The following is a 21,415-nucleotide window of genomic DNA, read 5'->3' on the forward strand; positions in this document are numbered from 1 at the left end:
GTGTTACCTCCTCTCAGACAAAGAGCTTAAAATATTATCTTCTTGTTTTCTTATCATCATCCGAATGACTTCTGTAAGTACGTGTTGGGGAAAACTCGCCCAATTTGTGTCCTACCATATCTTCCGTTACGTATACTGGAACGTGCTTACGTCCATCATAAACGCCAAATGTAAGTCCGATGAACTGTGGAAAAATAGTAGAACGACGAGACCAAGTCTTAATAACAGCCTTTTTCTCCGATGCGTTCATATCATCAACTTTTTTCATCAGGTAACCATCAATGAAAGGTCCCTTTTTTAAACTGCGACTCATATATGAATCCTCCCTTCATCAAATCTTCTCGTTACTTTCGGCACTTCACAAAGTTATGCACAACGTGCATTATTTTGTGCGGCGGCGAACGATATATTTGTCAGAAGCTTTGCCTTTTTTACGCGTTTTGTAACCAAGAGTTGGTTTACCCCAAGGAGACAATGGAGATTTACGTCCGATTGGAGCGCGTCCTTCACCACCACCGTGTGGGTGATCGTTCGGGTTCATTACTACTCCGCGTACTTCTGGACGACGTCCCATCCAACGGCTACGTCCTGCTTTACCGATCTTAATTAGTTCGTGATCAGCATTACCTACAGAACCGATTGTAGCGCGACAAACTTTCAACAATTTACGAACTTCACCAGAAGACAAACGTACGGATACGTATTTTTCTTCTTTACCAAGAAGTTGAGCTTCAGTACCAGCTGCGCGTACTAATTGTCCACCTTTACCTGGTTGCAATTCGATATTGTGGATAACTGTACCTACTGGAATGTTTTCCATAGGAAGCGTGTTACCAATTTTGATATCGGATGCTGGTCCTGATTCGATTTGATCTCCAACTTTTAGACCTTGAGGAGCGATAATATAACGTTTCTCTCCGTCTGCATAGTGGATCAAAGCAATATTGGAAGTACGGTTCGGATCGTATTCAATCGTAGCAACGCGACCTGGTATGCCGTCTTTAGTCCGTTTGAAGTCAATAATACGGTATTTACGTTTGTGTCCGCCGCCATGGTGACGAACTGTAATTTTACCTTGGTTGTTACGTCCCGCATGTTTAAAAAGGGGAGACAACAAGGATTTTTCCGGTTCGTTTGTAGTGATTTCTTCAAACGTGGACACAGACATGTGTCTTCTAGCCGGGGAAGTAGGTTTATACTTTTTAATTGGCACAGAGTTTTCCTCCTTACTTTAGCGATTTTACTACTCTACTGCTTCAAAAAATTCAAGCGGCTTGCTATCTTTGCTAAGAGATACGATAGCTTTCTTCCATTCCGATGTATAACCGGAATATTTACCGTAACGTTTAGGTTTTTGCGGTACACGCATTGTATTAACATTTGTTACTTTAACTTTGAATATAGCTTCAATAGCTTGTTTAATTTCGGTTTTATTGGCACGGATGTCCACTTCAAAAGCATATTTCATATCGCTCATAAATTCGGACGTACGTTCCGTAATAACCGGACGTTTGATCACATCGCGAGGATCCTTCATTACGCGAACACCTCCTCTACCTTCTGAACTGCTTCCTTCGTAATGATCAACTTGTCGTACAATAGTACGTCAAGGACATTAATGCCGTCTGCTGCTACAAATTTCACACCAGGAATGTTACGAGCAGACATAGCTACTGTATCATCATAACTAGGTGTAACAATTAGAGCTTTACGATCGACTTTTAAGTTACTTAAAATCGCTGCAAATTCTTTCGTTTTTGGCGAATTCAACGTCAATGCATCTAGTACGATAATGTTATTATCCAATACTTTAGATGACAATGCTGATTTAATTGCCAAACGACGAACCTTCTTAGGCAGTTTGAATGTATAACTGCGTGGTGTTGGTCCGAATACTACGCCGCCGCCTTTCCATTGTGGCGAACGAATTGAACCTTGACGAGCGCGACCTGTACCTTTTTGTTTCCAAGGTTTACGTCCGCCACCGCGCACTTCAGAACGTCCTTTAACTTTGTGAGTTCCACGACGTAGAGAAGCTCTTTGCAAAAGAACAGCTTGATTCATAACATGTACATGCGGTTCAATACCGAATACAGTGTCACTCAATTCCACTTCTCCTACTTCAGTTCCACCTACATTAAAAAGCACTACTTTGGGCATTGTTGTTCCTCCTTTCTATGGTGATTATTTCTTCACCGTTTCTTTGATTTTCACGTAGCCGTTTTTAGGTCCTGGTACAGCACCTTTTACAAGTAGAACATTACGTTCCACGTCTACTTTGATAACTTCAAGTTTTTGTACTGTAATTGTCGTATGTCCCATATGTCCTGGAAGGCGTTTGCCTTTAGGTACACGGTTCGCTTGGATAGAACCCATTGAACCCGGTCTACGGTGGTAACGTGATCCGTGAGCCATTGGTCCGCGGCTTTGGTTCCATCGTTTAATTACACCTTGAAATCCTTTACCCTTTGAAGTACCTGTTACGTCAACAAATTCACCTTCTGTGAAGACATCAGCCTTCAACTCTTGACCCACTTCAACAGTTGTGGAGTCAATCCCGCGAATTTCGCGAACGTAGCGCTTAGGCGCAGTATTTGCCTTTTTCGCATGGCCTATTTCTGGCTTGATCGCGTTTCTTTCCTTTTTATCGGAAAAGCCTAGTTGAATCGCTTCATAACCATCGTTCTCTAGGTCTTTCTTTTGCAAAACAACACAAGGTCCTGCTTCAATTACTGTTACAGGAATTACATTACCTTCAGGGGTAAATACTTGAGTCATCCCGAGTTTTTTTCCTAAGATACCTTTCATGTTGACACCTCGTTTCCTTTATAAATTCGTACTAGCAAAAACTATATTACAATTTAATTTCAATATCTACACCGGACGGCAGGTCCAAGCGCATTAGGGCATCCACAGTTTGTGGAGTCGGGTTAACGATGTCGATCAAACGCTTATGAGTGCGTTGTTCGAACTGTTCCCGCGAATCCTTATACTTGTGTACCGCACGGAGAATGGTAATGATTTGTTTTTCAGTTGGAAGTGGAATCGGTCCGGAAACACTAGCACCCGAACGTTTTGCAGTTTCAACAATTTTCTCAGCGGATTGATCAAGAATTCTGTGATCGTAAGCTTTCAAACGAATACGAATTTTTTGCTTTGCCATTTTAGTCCCTCCTTCTATCGCCCAATTTGGTATCGGACATACTCCGCGAAAATTTTCTAGACAACCGTTCCATGGCAAAGGGGCCAGGTGTGTCAGTAACCTCTCGCATCATCGCAACGTCTCAGAACAACATTCATTATTATATAGAATACTTGGGTATAAAGCAAGTATTAAATAGAAAGTTAAGTTATTACCTCGTGGCTAAGTTTATATAATACACTTTATTCGCTAACTAGGCAACCTTAAACTATTCATATATTGAATCAGCTTACCAGTAATTTTACCCATATACACTGTAAAAAAATAAAAACAGAGGATTCTATCGTTTATAAGGATAGAATCCTCTGTTGAATTGCGTTCACATCACACTGTTGCTCGTTACAGTACACTGTTGCTTATGATTCAAGACCAAAAGGTCTTATTATTTAGTGATTGTTGCTACAGCACCTGCACCAACAGTACGTCCGCCTTCACGAATGGAGAACTTAGTACCTTCTTCAATCGCGATTGGGTTGATCAATGTAACAGTTACAGTGATGTTGTCACCAGGCATAACCATTTCAGATCCTTCTGGCAAAGTGATAACGCCAGTTACGTCAGTTGTACGGAAGTAGAACTGTGGACGGTAACCAGTGAAGAAAGGTTTATGACGTCCACCTTCTTCTTTAGTCAACACGTAGATTTGTGCAGAAAATTCTGTGTGAGGCTTAACAGAACCTGGTTTAGCAAGAACTTGACCACGCTCGATCATTGTGCGGTCTACTCCACGAAGCAATGCTCCGATGTTGTCACCAGCTTGTGCGGAATCAAGCAATTTACGGAACATTTCCACACCAGTAACGATAGATTTCTTGGATTCTTCAGTAATACCAACGATTTCGATTTCTTCGCCGATCTTAACAGTTCCACGCTCTACACGACCTGTAGCAACGGTACCGCGACCAGTGATAGAGAATACATCCTCGATAGGCATCAAGAAAGGTTTGTCAGTATCACGAACTGGATCTGGAACATACACGTCGATAACGTTGAACATTTCAACGATCTTAGCAGCCCATTCTCCGTCTGGATTAGCCAAAGCTTCACGAGCAGAACCTTGGAAGATTGGAGTGTCGTCGCCTGGGAAATCATATTCATTCAACAGGTCACGAACTTCCATTTCTACCAATTCAAGAAGCTCTTCGTCTTCTACAACATCACATTTGTTCAAGAATACAACGATGTATGGAACACCAACTTGACGAGACAATAGGATATGCTCGCGAGTCTGTGGCATAGGACCATCAGCTGCAGAAACAACTAGGATAGCTCCGTCCATTTGAGCAGCACCAGTGATCATGTTTTTAACATAATCGGCGTGACCTGGGCAATCTACGTGTGCATAGTGACGCGTAGGAGTTTCATATTCAACGTGAGCTGTAGAGATTGTAATACCACGTTCGCGCTCTTCTGGAGCTTTATCGATTTGATCGAATGCTACAGCAGCACCCCCGTAAGTTTTGGACAATACAGTTGTAATTGCTGCAGTAAGAGTCGTTTTACCATGATCGACGTGACCAATAGTACCGATATTTACGTGTGTTTTATTGCGTTCAAATTTAGCCTTTGCCATTTTAAACACTTCCTCCTTCAATAAATAAATTGTTTATGTTTATACAGCACGAAGTAAAAGAATCATTTCTTTCGTTTCGTTCTGTGAAAAAAAGTGGTGATTATTCTCCACCCTTAGTCTTGGAGATAATTTCTTCGGAGATACTCTTCGGAACTTCTTCATAGTGAGAAAGCTCCATTGAGAACACACCGCGTCCTTGAGTACCTGAACGAAGAGTTGTGGAATATCCGAACATTTCGGACAAAGGCACCTTAGCACGAATGATTTGGCCACCTGCACGGGAATCCATACCTTCAATCCGTCCACGACGGGAATTCAGCATGCCCATAACATCACCCATATACTCTTCTGGTACTACGACTTCAACTTTCATGATAGGCTCAAGAAGGACAGGCTTACACTTGTCTTTAGCAGCTTTAAGCGCTAGAGAACCTGCAACTTTAAATGCCATTTCATTGGAATCGACATCATGGTATGAACCATCAACGATGGTAGCTTTGACATCAACAAGCGGGAAGCCTGCGATAACACCGCTCTTCATTCCTTCTTCAATCCCTGCAAGTGCTGGAGCAACATATTCTCTAGGAACAGATCCACCAACAACCTTACTTTCGAAAGTATTACCAGTACCTGCTTCAAGCGGTTCGAATTCAACCCATACGTGACCGTATTGTCCACGGCCCCCAGATTGACGTACGAACTTACCTTCAACACGTGCTGCTGCACGGAAAGTTTCACGATAAGCAACCTGCGGTTTACCCACATTAGTTTCTACGTTGAACTCACGACGCATACGATCGATGATGATATCAAGGTGAAGTTCACCCATACCTGCTAGAATCGTTTGACCTGTCTCTTCATCTGTATGAGCACGAAGTGTAGGATCTTCCTCAGTCAACTTACCGAGTGCTACACCAAGTTTATCTTGGTCAGCCTTCGTTTTAGGTTCAACTGCGATCGAGATAACCGGATCAGGGAAGTTCATTGATTCAAGAATAACTGGGTGTTTCTCATCACAGAGTGTATCACCAGTACTTGTATCTTTCAATCCAACAGCTGATGCGATATCACCGCAGTAAACTTCGGCGATTTCCTGACGACTGTTAGCATGCATTTGAAGAATACGTCCGATACGTTCGCGTTTACCTTTCGTTGCATTCAGTACATAAGAGCCGGATTGTAATACACCGGAATATACACGGAAGAACGTAAGTTTACCAACATAAGGGTCAGTCATAATCTTAAATGCAAGCGCTGCGAAAGGAGCTTTATCATCAGCCTGACGAATTGTTTCAGTACCATCATCAAGGTGACCAACGATAGCTGGAACGTCAGTTGGAGCCGGAAGATAATCTACAACAGCATCCATCATCAATTGAACTCCCTTGTTGCGATATGAAGATCCACAGATAACTGGGAAAATCTTCGTCTCAACAACACCTTTACGAAGAGCTTTTTTCAATTCAGGAATTGTAATTTCTTCGCCTTCAAGGTACTTCATTGTTAGCTCTTCATCTAACTCTGCTACTTTTTCAAACAGAATTGCACGAAGTTCTTCAACTTGAGCCTTGAATTCTTCAGGAATTTCAACCACTTCAATGTTTTGACCTAGATCATCCTTATACATATGAGCTTTTTGCTCAATAAGGTCGATAATTCCGATAAATTCATTTTCTGCACCAATCGGAAGTTGAATCGCTACTGCATTCGCAGCAAGACGATCACGCATAGATTCAATAACATTAAGGTAATCAGCACCGATAATATCCATCTTGTTCACATATGCAATACGTGGTACGCCATAACGGTCAGCCTGTCTCCATACGGTTTCGGACTGAGGTTCTACGCCCTCTTTTGCACTGAACACACCTACTGCCCCATCCAATACACGAAGGGACCGTTCAACTTCAACAGTGAAGTCAACGTGTCCCGGGGTATCAATGATATTAACGCGGTGACCCTTCCAAGAAGCGGTAGTAGCAGCGGAAGTAATTGTAATTCCGCGCTCCTGTTCTTGTTCCATCCAGTCCATAGTCGCAGCCCCTTGGTGAACCTCACCAATTTTGTGCGTTATACCTGTGTAGAACAAGATCCGTTCAGTGGTAGTAGTCTTACCTGCGTCAATATGAGCCATGATCCCAATATTACGTGTATTACTCAAGGAGAACTCTCTTGCCATAAAAACAGTCTCCCTTCAATAACAAAGTTATATTAAAATAGATTCTACCAACGATAGTGAGCAAACGCTTTGTTCGCTTCAGCCATTTTGTGTGTATCTTCGCGTTTCTTAACAGAAGCGCCTGTGTTGTTAGAAGCATCAATAATTTCTGCAGCCAAACGTTCTTCCATAGTCTTCTCTCCGCGGTTGCGGGAGTAGTTCACGAGCCAACGTAAACCTAGAGCAGTACGTCTTTCAGGTTTCACTTCTAGTGGTACCTGGTAGGTAGAACCCCCTACACGACGTGCTTTAACTTCTAGAACTGGCATGATGTTCTTAATAGCTGCTTCAAATACTTCCATCGGATCTTTCTCCGTACGTTCTTGAATAAGCTTGAACGCGTTATATAGAATTGTCGCTGCAGTACCTCTCTTACCATCCAACATAATGCGGTTGATTAGACGAGTAACTAGCTTGCTATTGTACAACGGATCTGGTAATACGTCTCTTTTAGTAACTGGACCCTTGCGTGGCATGGATATCCCCCTTTCTCAAATCATTGAATTCTATTGAATTCACTATTATTTTTTGACTTTCGGACGTTTCGTACCATACTTGGAACGAGCTTGCATCCGGTTGTTAACGCCTGCAGTATCAAGAGCACCGCGAACGATGTGATAACGAACTCCTGCAAGGTCTTTTACTTTTCCTCCACGAACCAATACGACACTGTGCTCTTGCAAGTTGTGTCCGATTCCTGGGATATAAGCAGTCACCTCAATGCGGTTCGTCAAACGAACACGGGCATATTTACGAAGTGCGGAGTTTGGTTTACGTGGAGTCATAGTACCTACACGAGTACATACACCACGTTTTTGTGGAGCACTCAATCCAGTCTCTTCACGCTTCAAAGCGTTATACCCTTTTTGTAATGCTGGGGATTTAGACTTGTAAATCTTAGATTGGCGTCCTTTACGAACTAACTGATTAATTGTTGGCATGTTGTTGCCACCCCCTTCCTATATTACTGTCCATCTATAACCGCATCCCAAGCCCACAGACCCAGGTGGTTCATAAAAGGACAAATGAAAAGTTTTTGCGGAAAAGAATTTGTATCTTTCACACAAAAACTTCTTACAACTACTGTTTAATGACGGCAGCCATTGCTGCACCCACTTCAATGCTGCATGCTTCGCCCAATTCGATCATGGTGTCCACATACGTTATGTTGACGCTATGCTTTTCGCACAGTGCTACAATCTTTGAAATAAGTCGGTTGTCCGCATCTAAGGCTACATATACTTCAGTAGCTTGACCACACTCAACGGTACGCATGGTTTGTTTGGTGCCGATTCTTACATGAGCATCCTGTAATCCTTTATCATTAGACATCTTTTACGAATCCTCCAAAAGAACAGGAATAATGCAGTTACTCACGCACCTATGATATATTAGCATCTCATATCATCGATGTCAAGGCATTTGTTGTAATATTGATTAATGAAGTTGGTACTGTGAAGTCAAATTAACTTACTATAAGACTTCACAGCAACCACCTAAATTATTCTACAGTAACTGGTTCCAACACTTTAGGCGCCTTATTCAACAATTCTGGATCAGCGTAAGTCACGCTACGATAACGATTCAATCCTGTACCCGCCGGTATTAACTTACCGATGATAACATTTTCTTTCAAGCCGAGAAGTTTATCAACTTTGCCCTTAATCGCAGCATCTGTTAATACACGAGTCGTTTCTTGGAAAGAAGCCGCAGACAAGAATGAATCAGTCTCAAGAGAAGCTTTCGTGATACCGAGAAGAACTGGTTTGGCAACTGCTGGTTCTTTACCAGAAATGATAGCCACTTTATTAGCTGCTTCGTATTCATGAATATCCGAGAATGCCCCTGGAAGAAGAGTAGTCTCTCCAGCATCGACAATTCGAATCTTACGAAGCATCTGTTTAATCATAACTTCAATATGCTTATCGTTAATTTCTACGCCTTGGTTACGGTATACACGTTGAACTTCCTGCAAGATATAGTTCTGTACCCCGCGGATACCCTTAATACGTAGAATTTCTTTCGGATCGATTGAACCGTCTGTAAGTTCGTCACCAGCCTCGATTTCTTGGCCTTCACTAACACGAAGACGAGATCCATAAGTAACCAAATATGTTTTGGTTTCTGCTTCACCCTGAACTTCAATTTCACGACGATCTTTCGTTTCACGAATTTCTTTAACGACACCATCGATTTCACTGATCGTTGCTTGCCCTTTTGGTATACGAGCCTCAAATAGCTCTTGAATACGCGGCAAACCTTGTGTAATATCGTCTCCTGCAACACCCCCGGTATGGAAGGTACGCATTGTAAGCTGAGTTCCCGGTTCACCGATGGATTGTGCTGCGATAATACCAACCGCTTCACCAATCTCAACGTGTTTACCAGTTGCCAAGTTTCGACCGTAACAAGTTTTACATACACCATGACGAGCACGGCAACTTAATACAGAGCGAATTTGAAGTTTTTCAACCCCTGCTTCTACAATAGCACTTGCTTTGTCAGAGTCGATTAGATCATTGCGATTAACAATAACCTCTCCGGTCTGTGGATGACGAACCGTCTCGAAGCAGTAACGACCTTCAATACGGTCATACAGATCCTCGATGACTTCTTTACCGTCTTGAATCTTCGCTACACTAAAGCCTTTATCTGTACCACAATCCTCTTCGCGGACAATAACATCTTGTGCTACATCAACGAGACGACGTGTTAGATAACCTGAATCGGCTGTACGTAGCGCTGTATCGGCAAGACCTTTACGCGCTCCGTGAGTAGATAGGAAGTACTCAAGTACCGTTAGACCTTCACGGAAGTTAGATTTGATCGGTAACTCAATGATACGTCCTGATGGATTGGCCATCAGTCCGCGCATACCACCCAACTGTGTGATCTGCGATTTATTACCACGCGCTTTAGAATCAACCATGAGCATAATATTATTATATCGATCCATGGATTTCATAAGCACTTCTGTAATCTCATCTTTTGTCTTAGACCAAATACCGATAACTCGGTCATAACGCTCTTCATTCGTAATCAAACCACGGCGATACTGATTCGTAACGACACTAACCTTAGCATCAGATGCAAGAAGAATCTCATCTTTTTCTTTAGGTACAATAACGTCAGATACAGCTACTGTAATCCCCGAGCGTGTAGAATACGTAAATCCGAGTTGTTTAATTTTATCAAGAATAACTGATGTTTTAGTCGTATGGTATGTCTCGAAACAGCGAGCAATGATCTGTCCGAGGTATTCCTTACCGACTGCCCCAGCAATTGGAAGACTATCAATCAGTGCACGAATATCTGCACCTTTCTCGTACACGAAGTAACGTTCAGGCGTACCATTGAACAAGTTATCACGTGTCGCTTCGTTAATGTATGGGAAGCTGCTCGGATAGATTTCGTTAAAGATAATTTTACCTACAGTCGTGATCATCAACGCATTTTGTTGCTTCTCTGTAAAGTTGGTTTTACCCAATGCTTTAACAGGAATAGCCACACGCGCATGTAGACCCGCTGTTCCACGTTGATAAGCAGATACAGCATCATTCACTGTACGAAGAATCATTCCTGATCCTTTTTCTTCTTTATTATCCATCGTGAGGTAGAACGTACCAAGAACCATATCTTGAGATGGTGTTACAACTGGTTTACCGTCTTTCGGATTCAGTATGTTACCTGATGCTAACATAAGAATACGCGCTTCAGCCTGAGCTTCTGCAGACAACGGAACATGAACAGCCATTTGGTCACCATCAAAGTCGGCATTGTAAGCCGTACATACGAGTGGATGAAGTCGAATAGCATGACCTTCTACTAGGATCGGTTCAAACGCTTGGATACCGAGACGGTGAAGCGTAGGAGCACGGTTAAGCAGAACTGGATGCTCTTTAATGACTTCTTCTAATACGTCCCATACTTCAGGGCTTACGCGTTCAACTTTGCGTTTCGCACTCTTAATGTTATGGGCAAGACCTTTGTTAACCAATTCTTTCATTACGAAAGGTTTAAACAATTCCAGTGCCATTTTCTTAGGCAGACCACATTGATACATCTTAAGGTATGGCCCAACAACGATAACGGAACGACCAGAATAGTCGACACGTTTACCGAGTAGATTCTGACGGAAACGTCCTTGCTTACCTTTCAGCATATGGCTGAGTGATTTCAATGGACGATTACCTGGACCCGTAACGGGACGACCACGACGTCCATTATCAATTAGAGCATCTACTGCTTCTTGAAGCATACGTTTCTCGTTCTGAACGATAATGTCAGGCGCTCCAAGATCCAATAGACGTTTCAAACGATTGTTACGGTTAATTACACGGCGATACAAGTCATTCAAGTCAGACGTTGCGAAACGCCCACCATCCAACTGTACCATCGGACGAAGCTCTGGAGGAATAACCGGTAGTACATCCATGATCATCCATTCCGGCTTGTTCCCGGAATTACGGAATGCTTCAATGACCTCAAGGCGTTTAATCGCACGATTACGACGTTGACCCTGTGCCGTGCGAAGTTCTTCTTTTAGGAACACGAGTTCTTTATCGACATCGATGTCCTGTAAAAGTTTCTTCACAGCTTCTGCACCCATCCCAGCATGGAATCCGTAGCCGTATTTCTCACGATAGCTACGATATTCTTTCTCGGACAAGAGTTGTTTTCGCTCAAGTGGAGTTTCACCAGGATCCGTTACAACATAAGATGCGAAGTAAATGATCTCTTCAAGTGATCTTGGAGACATATCCAATGCCAGACCCATACGACTAGGAATACCTTTGAAATACCAGATATGAGATACAGGTGCAGCAAGTTCAATGTGTCCCATACGTTCACGACGTACTTTCGCACGAGTAACTTCAACGCCACAACGATCGCATACTACGCCTTTATAACGGACACGCTTGTACTTACCACAGTGACATTCCCAGTCTTTCGTTGGTCCAAAAATCTTTTCACAGAACAGGCCTTCTTTTTCCGGTTTTAACGTACGATAGTTAATCGTTTCCGGCTTTTTAACTTCTCCGCGGGACCATGACCGAATCTTTTCGGGAGAAGCGAGCCCGATTTTCATGTATTCAAAATTGTTAACATCCAACAAGGAGCAACCCTCCTTAATCTAGTACTATATTATTTGATGACGTGAGTCGGGCAGCAAGGGTATCCTTACTGCCGATCACGATACATTATTCCACTCCGACTTCCGCGCCTTCCAAGTTGAGACTCAGCTTATCTCCTGCCTGCTCATCCTCGTCATCGAGTTCTCTCATCTCGATTTCTTGTTCGTCACCACTAAGGATCTTAACGTCCATACCTAGTGATTGAAGTTCTTTAATTAGAACCTTGAATGACTCAGGAACACCTGGTTCCGGAACATTCTCACCCTTAACAATGGATTCGTACGTTTTCACCCGACCTACAACATCATCGGATTTAACTGTCAAGATTTCTTGCAGTGTATAAGCGGCACCATAAGCTTCAAGTGCCCAAACTTCCATCTCACCGAAACGTTGACCCCCGAACTGAGCTTTACCACCCAGCGGCTGTTGTGTAACAAGTGAGTAAGGACCTGTGGAACGAGCATGGATTTTATCATCAACCATGTGCGCAAGTTTGATCATATGCATGACACCGACGGTAACTTCACGTTCGAACATATCACCTGTACGACCATCATACAATTTCGTCTTACCGTTACGCTGCATGCCTGACTCTTCCATCGTATCAAATACATCATTCTCATTAGCACCATCAAATACTGGTGTTGCTACGTGAATACCAAGGCGCATTGCTGCCATACCTAAATGCACTTCGAGCAATTGACCGACGTTCATACGTGAAGGCACCCCTAGAGGGTTTAGAACAACCTGTACTGGCGTTCCATCAGGAAGGAACGGCATATCTTCTTCTGGTAAAATACGAGCAACGACACCTTTATTTCCGTGGCGTCCTGCCATTTTGTCACCTTCAGAGATCTTACGTTTCTGTGCAATATATACACGAACCATTTGGTTAACACCTGGAGGTAATTCATCACCGTTCTCACGAGTAAATACCTTCACATCGACGATAATACCATCACTACCATGTGGAACGCGTAGTGAAGTATCACGAACTTCACGAGCTTTCTCACCAAAGATAGCATGGAGCAAACGTTCCTCCGCAGTCAGTTCAGTCACACCCTTAGGTGTTACCTTACCTACTAAGATATCACCAGCACTGATCTCCGCACCAATGCGGATAATGCCTCGTTCATCTAGATTACGAAGTGCGTCTTCCCCAACGTTAGGGATATCACGAGTAATCTCTTCAGGTCCAAGTTTCGTATCACGTGCTTCAGATTCATATTCTTCAATATGGATCGAAGTGTATACGTCTTCCTTAACCATCTTCTCGCTTAGAAGGATCGCATCCTCATAGTTGTAACCTTCCCAAGTCATGAAGGCAACGACTACGTTACGACCCAAAGCAATTTCGCCCATTTCAGTAGAAGGTCCATCCGCTAGGATATCTCCCACTTTCACGACGTCGCCTCTCTTAACGATAGGACGTTGGTTAATACAAGTACCCTGATTAGAGCGCATAAATTTGTGTAATTTATGTTTAACGAGATCGCCCTTCACTTCTTTACCATCTACAAGTTCAACACGGCGTATCCAGATATCATTAGCTGAAGATCTTTCGATAATACCGTCATGTTTGGACACAATACATACGCCAGAGTCTTTCGCTGCTTTGTGTTCCATTCCTGTACCAACCAACGGAGCCTTAGGAATTAACAATGGCACCGCTTGGCGCTGCATGTTGGATCCCATTAGTGCACGGTTGGAGTCATCGTTCTCAAGGAAAGGAATAAGCGCCGTAGCGACCGACACAACTTGTTTCGGAGATACGTCCATATAATCGACGCGATCACTTGGCATTGAGAGAATATTATCAGCCTGTTTGTTATAACGAACAATAACAATGTCGTCTGCAAACTTGCTTTCTTCTGTCAATTTAGCGTTCGCTTGCGCGACAATATAGTTATCTTCTTCATCAGCAGTTAGATAATCGATCTGTTCCGTAACGATACCCGTTTTTGGATCTACCCAACGATACGGAGCTTCAATAAAGCCATATTCATTAACACGTGCAAATGTAGACAACGAGTTAATCAATCCAATGTTCGGACCTTCTGGTGTTTCAATCGGACACATCCGGCCGTAATGACTTGGATGGACGTCACGCACTTCAAATCCAGCACGCTCACGAGTCAAACCGCCGGGTCCCAAAGCTGATAGACGACGTTTATGCGTCAATTCGCCAAGTGGATTGGTCTGATCCATAAACTGTGACAACTGAGAACTACCAAAGAATTCTTTAATCGATGCAATTACTGGTCGAATATTAATCAATGCTTGTGGCGTGATAACATTCGCATCTTGAATGGACATTCTTTCACGAACGACACGTTCCATTCTCGATAGACCAATACGGAATTGGTTTTGCAACAACTCACCAACAGAACGCAGACGACGGTTACCTAGATGGTCAATATCATCTGTATTACCTACACCATGCAGCAAATCAATGAAATAACTGATGGATGAGATAATATCAGCTGGCGTAATGTTCTTAACTGATTTATCGATATTAGCATTAGCAATCACTTTGATGATTTTTCCTTCTTCAATTGGAGAGAAAACATCGATGCTTTGCAGTGGAACTTCACCTGCGTCTAACGCGCCATTAGCTACATGGTACGTTTTGAGACCAACACCATTCTCTAAATGAGGAAGCAATTCATCCAACAAACGACGGTCTACCATTTGACCGGATTCAGCCAGGATTTCTCCCGTTTCCGGATCAACTAGATTCTGAGCCAACTTTTGATTGAACAAGCGATTCTTAATGTGTAATTTTTTATTGATTTTGTAACGACCTACATTAGCTAGATCATAACGTTTTGGATCAAAGAATCGAGCTACCAATAGACTCTTCGCATTATCCAAAGTTGGAGGTTCACCCGGACGAAGACGTTCATAAATTTCAATGAGCGCTTTTTCCGTAGAATCCGTGCTGTCTTTATCTAATGTGTTCTGGATATATTCATCATTTCCAAGCAAATCAAGAATTTCAGCATCACTACCAAAACCTAGTGCTCGAAGTAATACAGTTACCGGTATTTTACGTGTGCGATCAATACGGACATACATGATATCCTTCGCATCCGTTTCCAGTTCAAGCCATGCTCCACGGTTAGGGATTACTGTAGCTGTGTAATTCCGTTTACCATTTTTGTCGATTTTGGTGCTGAAATAGACGCTAGGAGAGCGAACCAACTGGCTGACAATTACCCGTTCTGCACCATTAATAATAAATGTACCGGTCTCCGTCATTAGTGGGAAGTCTCCCATGAACACTTCCTGTTCTTTGACTTCTCCCGTTTCTCTGTTAATGAGTCTCACTTTAACCCGTAGTGGTGCCGCATACGTGACGTCACGCTCTTTAGCATCGTCAATGTTGTATTTTGGTTCACCTAGGCTGTAGTCAATAAACTCCAGCACCAAATTACCTGTGAAATCTTGGATCGGCGAAATATCGTGAAACATCTCCCGTAATCCTTCCTCCAAAAACCAATCATAAGATTTTTGTTGGATTTCAATCAGGTTCGGAATTTCGAGTACTTCGTTAATTCGTGCATAACTTCGCCGAGTGCGTCGACCATACTGAACAAGATGTCCTGCCAACTTTAACTCACCCCTCATGTCTACTCACTTTAAAAATACATTGCGAACCTCTGTTTGGACAATTATAATGGAACCATACAGAGCGTTCTTCCACAAATAAAGAAAAGCCCTTACCCGAATTCTTTCGAACAAAGAGCATCTTACCGTGGATCCTTACATCACTTGGACTTCACGTTCAACAGACTTGCTTAACATCTGCATAGCATTTTAATACATGCATGGCTATGTTATTTAGTTCTAACAAAGCACTTGACATTTGAGCAAACTAAAGACAAGAAGCCTATCCTAATACTGACATTTCATAATAGTATCATATTTGAAATATCAAGTCAATAGTCCTATTGCGGATTATTTCAAAGGTTTTAAAGCCTTAAATATTCGATAACCCTTATCCTTCGTAACTTCCTGCACATCTCCGAACAACTTCGTAAGCTTTTCTTTTGTCGATGGCGCACCTTGTTTTTTCTGGATGACTACCCATAGCGCTCCACCTTCTCGTAAATGCTCATAAGCCTGTTCAAAAATAGCATGCACCGTTTCTTTTCCAGCACGGATCGGAGGATTAGTTAGAATAACATCGAAGCTTTTACCTTTGACCGCTGTAAACAGATCACTCTCCATAATAGAAACATTCGTGATTCCATTTAGCAAAGCATTTTCTTTGGCTAGTTCGACTGCTCGGCTATTGACATCAACCATCGTCACATGACCATTTTTCACCATCCGCGCTGCAGTAAGACCCATCGGCCCATACCCACATCCAACATCAAGTACTTCTGATCCAGGTGAAAACTCCATGGCTTCAATCAATACCTTACTACCATAATCCACGCCTTTTTTGGAAAACACTCCAGCATCACTTATAAAACGATACGTAGATCCTTTTAATTGTTCTTCAATCGCTCTACGGTCATGCTGTGCATCCGGTTGGTTCGAATAATAGTGCTGTGGCATCCTAATCCTCCGAATCTGCGTTCCATTCTATTTTTTCCCAATGTTTATAATTTAGACATCAATCCATTAATTAAAACAAACCCCTTGAATTTAGTTCAAGGGGTTTGTTTTTTTTGAACATTATAAGAAAGTATAAGCTTCTTGCAAACGAAAGTTAAATTACTTAACTTCTACGTTAGCGCCTGCTTCTTCCAATTTAGCTTTTACAGTTTCAGCTTCTTCTTTAGAAACTTTTTCTTTCAAAGCTTTTGGAGCGTTGTCTACCAAGTCTTTAGCTTCTTTCAAACCAAGACCAGTGATTTCGCGAACTGCTTTGATTACGTTGATCTTGGAAGCGCCAGCGCTCATCAAGACTACGTCAAACTCGGATTGCTCTTCTGCTTCAACAGCAGCAGAACCTGCAGCAGCTACTGGAGCAGCAGCAGTTACGCCGAATTCTTCTTCGATTGCTTTTACAAGATCGTTCAATTCCAATACAGACATACCTTTAATGGCTTCCAAAATTTGTTCGTTACTCATGTGGGTGAACCTCCAATTTTATATTAAAATCAATTTTTTATGATGGAACTTTTGAAGAACAATTTGCTTACGCGCTTTGTTCTTCTTTGTCAGCAACAGCTTTAACAGCAAGTGCGAAGTTACGCACAGGCGCTTGAAGCACGCTGAGAAGCATAGAAAGAAGTCCATCGCGAGAAGGAAGTTCAGCAAGAGCTTTGATTTGATCAACGCCAATGACTTTACCTTCAACTACGGCACCTTTCAATTGCAATGCTGTATTCTTCTTAGCGAAATCGTTAAGAATTTTAGCAGGAGCTACAACATCTTCTCCACCGAACGCTACAACTGTAGGACCCGTAAGAATTGCATCCAATTCTGTAAGATCTGTAGCAGCAGTCGCACGACGCAACAAGGAGTTTTTCAATACTGAAAACTCAATTCCTGCTTCACGAAGTTGCTTACGCAATTCAGTGATTTGAGCAACATTCAATCCACGATAGTCAGCAACAACAGTCGTTACGCTTCCGCGTAGTTTTGCTGTTACAGCGTCTACTGCTTCTTGTTTAGCTTGAATTACTTTTGTATTTGCCAATTTGTACACCTCCTGATAGTTTACTATACAGAATCACGAAATCGCGACTCTGACATTCTACTTAGGCAAGTAAAAAGCCTCCGCAGAATCTACGAAGGCCTGATGAATCATCATTTGCAAGGACTTTCGTCCAATCACTGCTGACGTTCTATCACAACACCTCGGTAGGAAATTAAGCCTATTGGCACCTACTGTCTACGGTAAGCATATTCAACTTTAAGAATAACCTCAAGTCATTCACACAACTATTACAGAATAACAAACATCATTGAACACGTCAACAAGTATTATTTGTAAGAAGTTGTATTTACACGTGCACTTGGACCCATCGTGGAGGAAATAGCAATCCCCTTAAGATACACACCTTTAGCAGATGCTGGTTTTGCACGGTTTAACGCTTCAAGTAAAGATTTAAGATTCTCATTCAATTGTTCTTCACTGAATGAAACTTTACCGATTGGCGCGTGAATTTGACCTGCTTTATCGAGACGGTATTCGATTTTACCAGCTTTAATTTCTTGAACAGCTTTAGTAACATCGAAAGTAACTGTGCCCGCTTTAGGGTTAGGCATTAGACCTTTACCACCAAGTAGACGACCCAGTTTACCAACCTCACTCATCATATCAGGTGTTGCTACGCAGACATCGAAATCGAACCAGCCTTGTTGAATTTTGTTGATCATATCTAAATCACCAACAAAATCTGCACCAGCAGCTTCCGCTTCTTTCGCTTTATCACCTTTTGCAAAAACCAATACGCGTTGTGTTTTACCTGTACCGTGAGGCAAGACAACTACACCACGAACGGCTTGGTCTTGTTTACGAGGGTCTACACCCAAACGAACAGCCGCTTCGACAGTTTCGTCAAATTTAGCAGTCGCTGCCTTTTTCACCAATTGTACGGCTTCAGCAGGCTCATATACTGTTTCGTTATCAATAAGCTTTGCAGCTTCTTGGTACTTCTTACCATGTTTAGCCATGAAATGTTCCTCCTTTGTGGTTTTAACGGAAATTCCTCCCACATATGCTGATCTTATTCAGACCTGCGTGAAGCAGAAAAACCTAAAATTAATCTTCGATCGTAATTCCCATACTGCGGGCAGTACCTTCAACCATACGCATAGCAGCCTCTACGGATGCAGCATTAAGGTCAGGCATTTTTGTTTCAGCGATTTCGCGTACTACTGCACGTTTAACCGTTGCAACTTTTTTCTTATTAGGTTCGCCAGAACCCTTCTCTATCTTAGCAGCTACACGAAGTAGAACTGCAGCAGGTGGAGTTTTGGTGATAAATGTAAAGGAACGATCTTCAAACACTGAGATTTCAACTGGAATAATCAATCCAGCTTGATCAGCTGTGCGTGCATTGAACTCTTTACAGAATGCCATAATGTTAACACCTGCTTGACCCAATGCTGGACCTACCGGCGGTGCCGGATTCGCTTTACCTGCAGGAATCTGCAGTTTTACCATTTTGATTACCTTTTTAGCCATGTAAAACACCTCCTTGAATCAATAGTGGTTAAGCGGACATCTCTGTCCTCCCACAAGAAACGATAAGATTATTCAATCTTCTCCACTTGAGTGAAATCCAGCTCAACTGGGGTTTCCCGTCCGAACATGTTGACGTGTACCTTAACTTTGCTCTTGTCTACCAAGATTTCTTCCACGGAGCCGACGAAATTCGCAAAAGGACCGACTTTAATCTTAACGGATTCCTTAAGTTCAAATTCTACTAGGGCTTTCGGTTCAGTCATTCCCATGTGTTTAAGGATTGATTCCATTTCTTCCGGAAGCAGAGCTGTAGGTTTAGAACCTGACCCTGTTGAACCTACAAAACCTGTAACTCCTGGTGTATTGCGAACAACATACCAAGAATCATCAGTCTGGATCATTTCGACAATGACATATCCGGGGTAAACTTTACGCATAACGGTTTTTTTCTTACCGTCTTTGTTTACAATTTCTTCTTCCATAGGAACAAGAACGCGGAATATCTTATCTTCCATACCCATGGACTCAACGCGTTTTTCCAAATTGGCCTTGACCTTATTCTCATACCCTGAATAGGTATGAACGACATACCATCTTTTCTCCATATCAAGCCACCTGGGACCCTTCTTAAATAATCGCTTCGATCACAGCGGAAATACCGATGTCTAATACCCAAAAATAAATTGTGACAAACGTAACCGTTCCAATAACAATAAGCGTATAGTTCGTCAGTTCTTTACGATTGGGCCAGCGAACCTTTTTAAGTTCCGCCCAGCTTTCTGAGAAAAAGGAAAAAAGAGACTTGAAGCTGCGTTTCACGACCGACTACACCTCCAATAAGACTATTCTTATCTGGTTTCGCGATGAGGAGTTTGCACGTTGCAATACTTGCAAAACTTCTTCATCTCCATGCGGTCGGGGTTGTTCCGCTTGTTCTTCGTGGTAGCGTAGTTTCTTTGCTTGCAATTTGTACAAGCCAAAGTAATAATTACCCGCATGATGTACACCTCCCGTAGATGTCTCCTTTAAGAAGACTCTATATTGATCCCAATTAGAAACGTTCAATCCTTCATTGCTGAAAGGAAAAAGCCGTTTCTGCGAGATGAATAAGAAAGAATACATGATGACTTCTGCTTTCTCATTCATTAAAACCACGCGAATTTAGGCCTACCTAAAACACTTTATCACATGGGTCATACCATGTCAACGAAAGAATGAAGGTAATAGAAGTATACACAGTTCCTTATTATAGGCCGTCTCAACCCTATTTTCTCTATGACAAACTGCCTGCAATCATTCACTAGTATGGTCATTCTTACAGGGACTAAACATTGTATTTCTTGTGAGAAAAAAAAAGACTCACGATCGAGCCTTCCCTTTATATAAGCGTCTGTTCAGTTATCTCTTACTTCTAAGTATCTCTCCAACTTACGTTTCACACGCTGGAGAGCGTTGTCAATCGATTTCACATGCCTCTTAAGGTCAACCGAAATTTCCTGATACGAACGACCATCCAAGTAGAGCATAAGAACTTTACGTTCCAAATCACTTAGAATTTCCGACATTTTGTCTTCAAGACCAACAAACTCTTCTTTATTAATAATTAGTTGTTCCGGATCACATATTTGCGATCCACAAATGACATCGAGCAACGTCCGGTCGGAATCTTCATCATAAATGGGCTTGTCCAACGATATGTATGAATTCAGTGGAATATGCTTCTGTCTCGTTGCTGTCTTAATCGCCGTAATGATCTGTCTTGTAATACATAATTCAGCGAAGGCTTTAAACGAAGACTGTTTATCCCCTTTGAAATCCCTTATCGACTTGTATAAACCAATCATTCCTTCTTGGACGATATCCTCACGATCAGCACCGATCAAAAAATAAGACCTGGCTTTAGCGCGCACAAAATTCCTATACTTGTTAATCAAGAACTCTAGAGCTTCACTTTCGCCTAAGCGGAAAGCTTCGACAATGTCCTCATCACTGAGGCACATATATTCTGACAACATTGAATCCTTCAGGTCGACACTCACCAGAATCCCCCCGGCTGCAACGCAAGGTACACCGTTACTCTGTGAAATATAGGATCAGTATATATTATGTAACCTATGAACGTCAACCATATTAATGT

The 21,415-nt window shown here is 42.3% G+C and carries 22 protein-coding genes and 1 other annotated feature; all 22 genes read right to left on the reverse strand.

Annotated features, from left to right (window positions below; all coding sequences use genetic code 11):
* Positions 1-34: 34 nt before the first annotated feature.
* The 22 genes from rpsS to sigH all read right to left on the reverse strand — a co-directional run bounded on the left by rpsS (position 35) and on the right by sigH (position 21,317).
* Positions 35-313: a 30S ribosomal protein S19 gene (rpsS, locus tag PBAT_RS16020; RefSeq protein ID WP_068650940.1), complete on the reverse strand. Its 279-nt coding sequence runs from the start codon at positions 311-313 to the stop codon at positions 35-37.
* 69 nt (positions 314-382) lie between these two features.
* Entirely contained in the window at positions 383-1,213 is an 831-nt protein-coding gene (gene rplB / locus PBAT_RS16025) for a 50S ribosomal protein L2 (RefSeq protein WP_068537322.1), read from the reverse strand.
* Between the two features lie 30 nt (positions 1,214-1,243).
* Entirely contained in the window at positions 1,244-1,537 is a 294-nt protein-coding gene (gene rplW, locus PBAT_RS16030) for a 50S ribosomal protein L23 (protein WP_068537324.1), read from the reverse strand.
* Positions 1,537-2,160, reverse strand: a complete 624-nt coding sequence (gene rplD / locus PBAT_RS16035; RefSeq protein ID WP_068600244.1) for a 50S ribosomal protein L4 — start codon at positions 2,158-2,160, stop codon at positions 1,537-1,539. The genes rplW and rplD overlap by 1 nt, the downstream gene beginning before the upstream one ends.
* Positions 2,161-2,184: 24 nt before the next feature.
* The gene (gene rplC / locus PBAT_RS16040) at positions 2,185-2,808 is read right to left on the reverse strand and encodes a 50S ribosomal protein L3 (RefSeq protein WP_068650941.1); all 624 of its coding nucleotides are present in this window, start codon (positions 2,806-2,808) and stop codon (positions 2,185-2,187) included.
* Between the two features lie 46 nt (positions 2,809-2,854).
* Positions 2,855-3,163, reverse strand: a complete 309-nt coding sequence (gene rpsJ / locus PBAT_RS16045; RefSeq protein WP_036652923.1) for a 30S ribosomal protein S10 — start codon at positions 3,161-3,163, stop codon at positions 2,855-2,857.
* A 421-nt stretch (positions 3,164-3,584) separates the two neighbouring features.
* Entirely contained in the window at positions 3,585-4,775 is a 1,191-nt protein-coding gene (gene tuf / locus PBAT_RS16050; protein ID WP_068650942.1) for an elongation factor Tu, read from the reverse strand.
* Between the two features lie 100 nt (positions 4,776-4,875).
* Positions 4,876-6,954, reverse strand: a complete 2,079-nt coding sequence (gene fusA / locus PBAT_RS16055; RefSeq protein ID WP_068650943.1) for an elongation factor G — start codon at positions 6,952-6,954, stop codon at positions 4,876-4,878.
* 44 nt (positions 6,955-6,998) lie between these two features.
* Complete coding sequence (rpsG, locus tag PBAT_RS16060; RefSeq protein ID WP_068591146.1) at positions 6,999-7,469, reverse strand: 30S ribosomal protein S7; 471 nt, start codon at positions 7,467-7,469, stop codon at positions 6,999-7,001.
* Between the two features lie 45 nt (positions 7,470-7,514).
* Positions 7,515-7,934, reverse strand: a complete 420-nt coding sequence (rpsL, locus tag PBAT_RS16065; RefSeq protein ID WP_068537339.1) for a 30S ribosomal protein S12 — start codon at positions 7,932-7,934, stop codon at positions 7,515-7,517.
* Positions 7,935-8,073: 139 nt separating this feature from the next.
* Positions 8,074-8,325, reverse strand: coding sequence for a ribosomal L7Ae/L30e/S12e/Gadd45 family protein (locus PBAT_RS16070; RefSeq protein ID WP_068537341.1), 252 nt, complete (start codon positions 8,323-8,325; stop codon positions 8,074-8,076).
* Between the two features lie 169 nt (positions 8,326-8,494).
* Complete coding sequence (gene rpoC, locus PBAT_RS16075) at positions 8,495-12,109, reverse strand: DNA-directed RNA polymerase subunit beta' (protein WP_068650944.1); 3,615 nt, start codon at positions 12,107-12,109, stop codon at positions 8,495-8,497.
* Between the two features lie 85 nt (positions 12,110-12,194).
* Complete coding sequence (gene rpoB, locus PBAT_RS16080) at positions 12,195-15,740, reverse strand: DNA-directed RNA polymerase subunit beta (protein ID WP_068650945.1); 3,546 nt, start codon at positions 15,738-15,740, stop codon at positions 12,195-12,197.
* A gap of 348 nt (positions 15,741-16,088) precedes the next feature.
* Positions 16,089-16,694 carry a class I SAM-dependent methyltransferase gene (locus tag PBAT_RS16085; RefSeq protein WP_068650946.1) on the reverse strand — a complete coding sequence of 202 codons (606 nt, stop codon included), beginning with the start codon at positions 16,692-16,694 and terminating at the stop codon, positions 16,089-16,091.
* A gap of 159 nt (positions 16,695-16,853) precedes the next feature.
* Positions 16,854-17,213 (reverse strand): 50S ribosomal protein L7/L12, encoded by a 360-nt coding sequence (gene rplL, locus PBAT_RS16090; RefSeq protein WP_068600254.1) that lies wholly within the window; start codon positions 17,211-17,213, stop codon positions 16,854-16,856.
* Between the two features lie 67 nt (positions 17,214-17,280).
* Positions 17,281-17,784, reverse strand: coding sequence for a 50S ribosomal protein L10 (rplJ, locus tag PBAT_RS16095; RefSeq protein ID WP_068600256.1), 504 nt, complete (start codon positions 17,782-17,784; stop codon positions 17,281-17,283).
* A gap of 61 nt (positions 17,785-17,845) precedes the next feature.
* Positions 17,846-18,003 (reverse strand) — a sequence feature (ribosomal protein L10 leader region).
* 68 nt (positions 18,004-18,071) lie between these two features.
* Entirely contained in the window at positions 18,072-18,764 is a 693-nt protein-coding gene (gene rplA, locus PBAT_RS16100; RefSeq protein WP_068650947.1) for a 50S ribosomal protein L1, read from the reverse strand.
* Positions 18,765-18,852: 88 nt separating this feature from the next.
* On the reverse strand, positions 18,853-19,278 hold the full coding sequence (gene rplK, locus PBAT_RS16105) for a 50S ribosomal protein L11 (RefSeq protein WP_068537355.1): 426 nt from the start codon (positions 19,276-19,278) through the stop codon (positions 18,853-18,855).
* Between the two features lie 68 nt (positions 19,279-19,346).
* Positions 19,347-19,883, reverse strand: coding sequence for a transcription termination/antitermination protein NusG (gene nusG, locus PBAT_RS16110; protein ID WP_068591130.1), 537 nt, complete (start codon positions 19,881-19,883; stop codon positions 19,347-19,349).
* Positions 19,884-19,905: 22 nt separating this feature from the next.
* Positions 19,906-20,097, reverse strand: coding sequence for a preprotein translocase subunit SecE (gene secE / locus PBAT_RS16115; protein WP_068591128.1), 192 nt, complete (start codon positions 20,095-20,097; stop codon positions 19,906-19,908).
* A 29-nt stretch (positions 20,098-20,126) separates the two neighbouring features.
* Positions 20,127-20,276, reverse strand: coding sequence for a 50S ribosomal protein L33 (gene rpmG / locus PBAT_RS24845; protein ID WP_076577037.1), 150 nt, complete (start codon positions 20,274-20,276; stop codon positions 20,127-20,129).
* 396 nt (positions 20,277-20,672) lie between these two features.
* On the reverse strand, positions 20,673-21,317 hold the full coding sequence (sigH, locus tag PBAT_RS16125) for an RNA polymerase sporulation sigma factor SigH (protein ID WP_068537361.1): 645 nt from the start codon (positions 21,315-21,317) through the stop codon (positions 20,673-20,675).
* Between the last annotated feature and the right edge of the window lie 98 nt (positions 21,318-21,415).

The organism is Paenibacillus antarcticus (genome assembly GCF_001637225.1).
Classification (GTDB): domain Bacteria; phylum Bacillota; class Bacilli; order Paenibacillales; family Paenibacillaceae; genus Paenibacillus_AQ; species Paenibacillus_AQ antarcticus.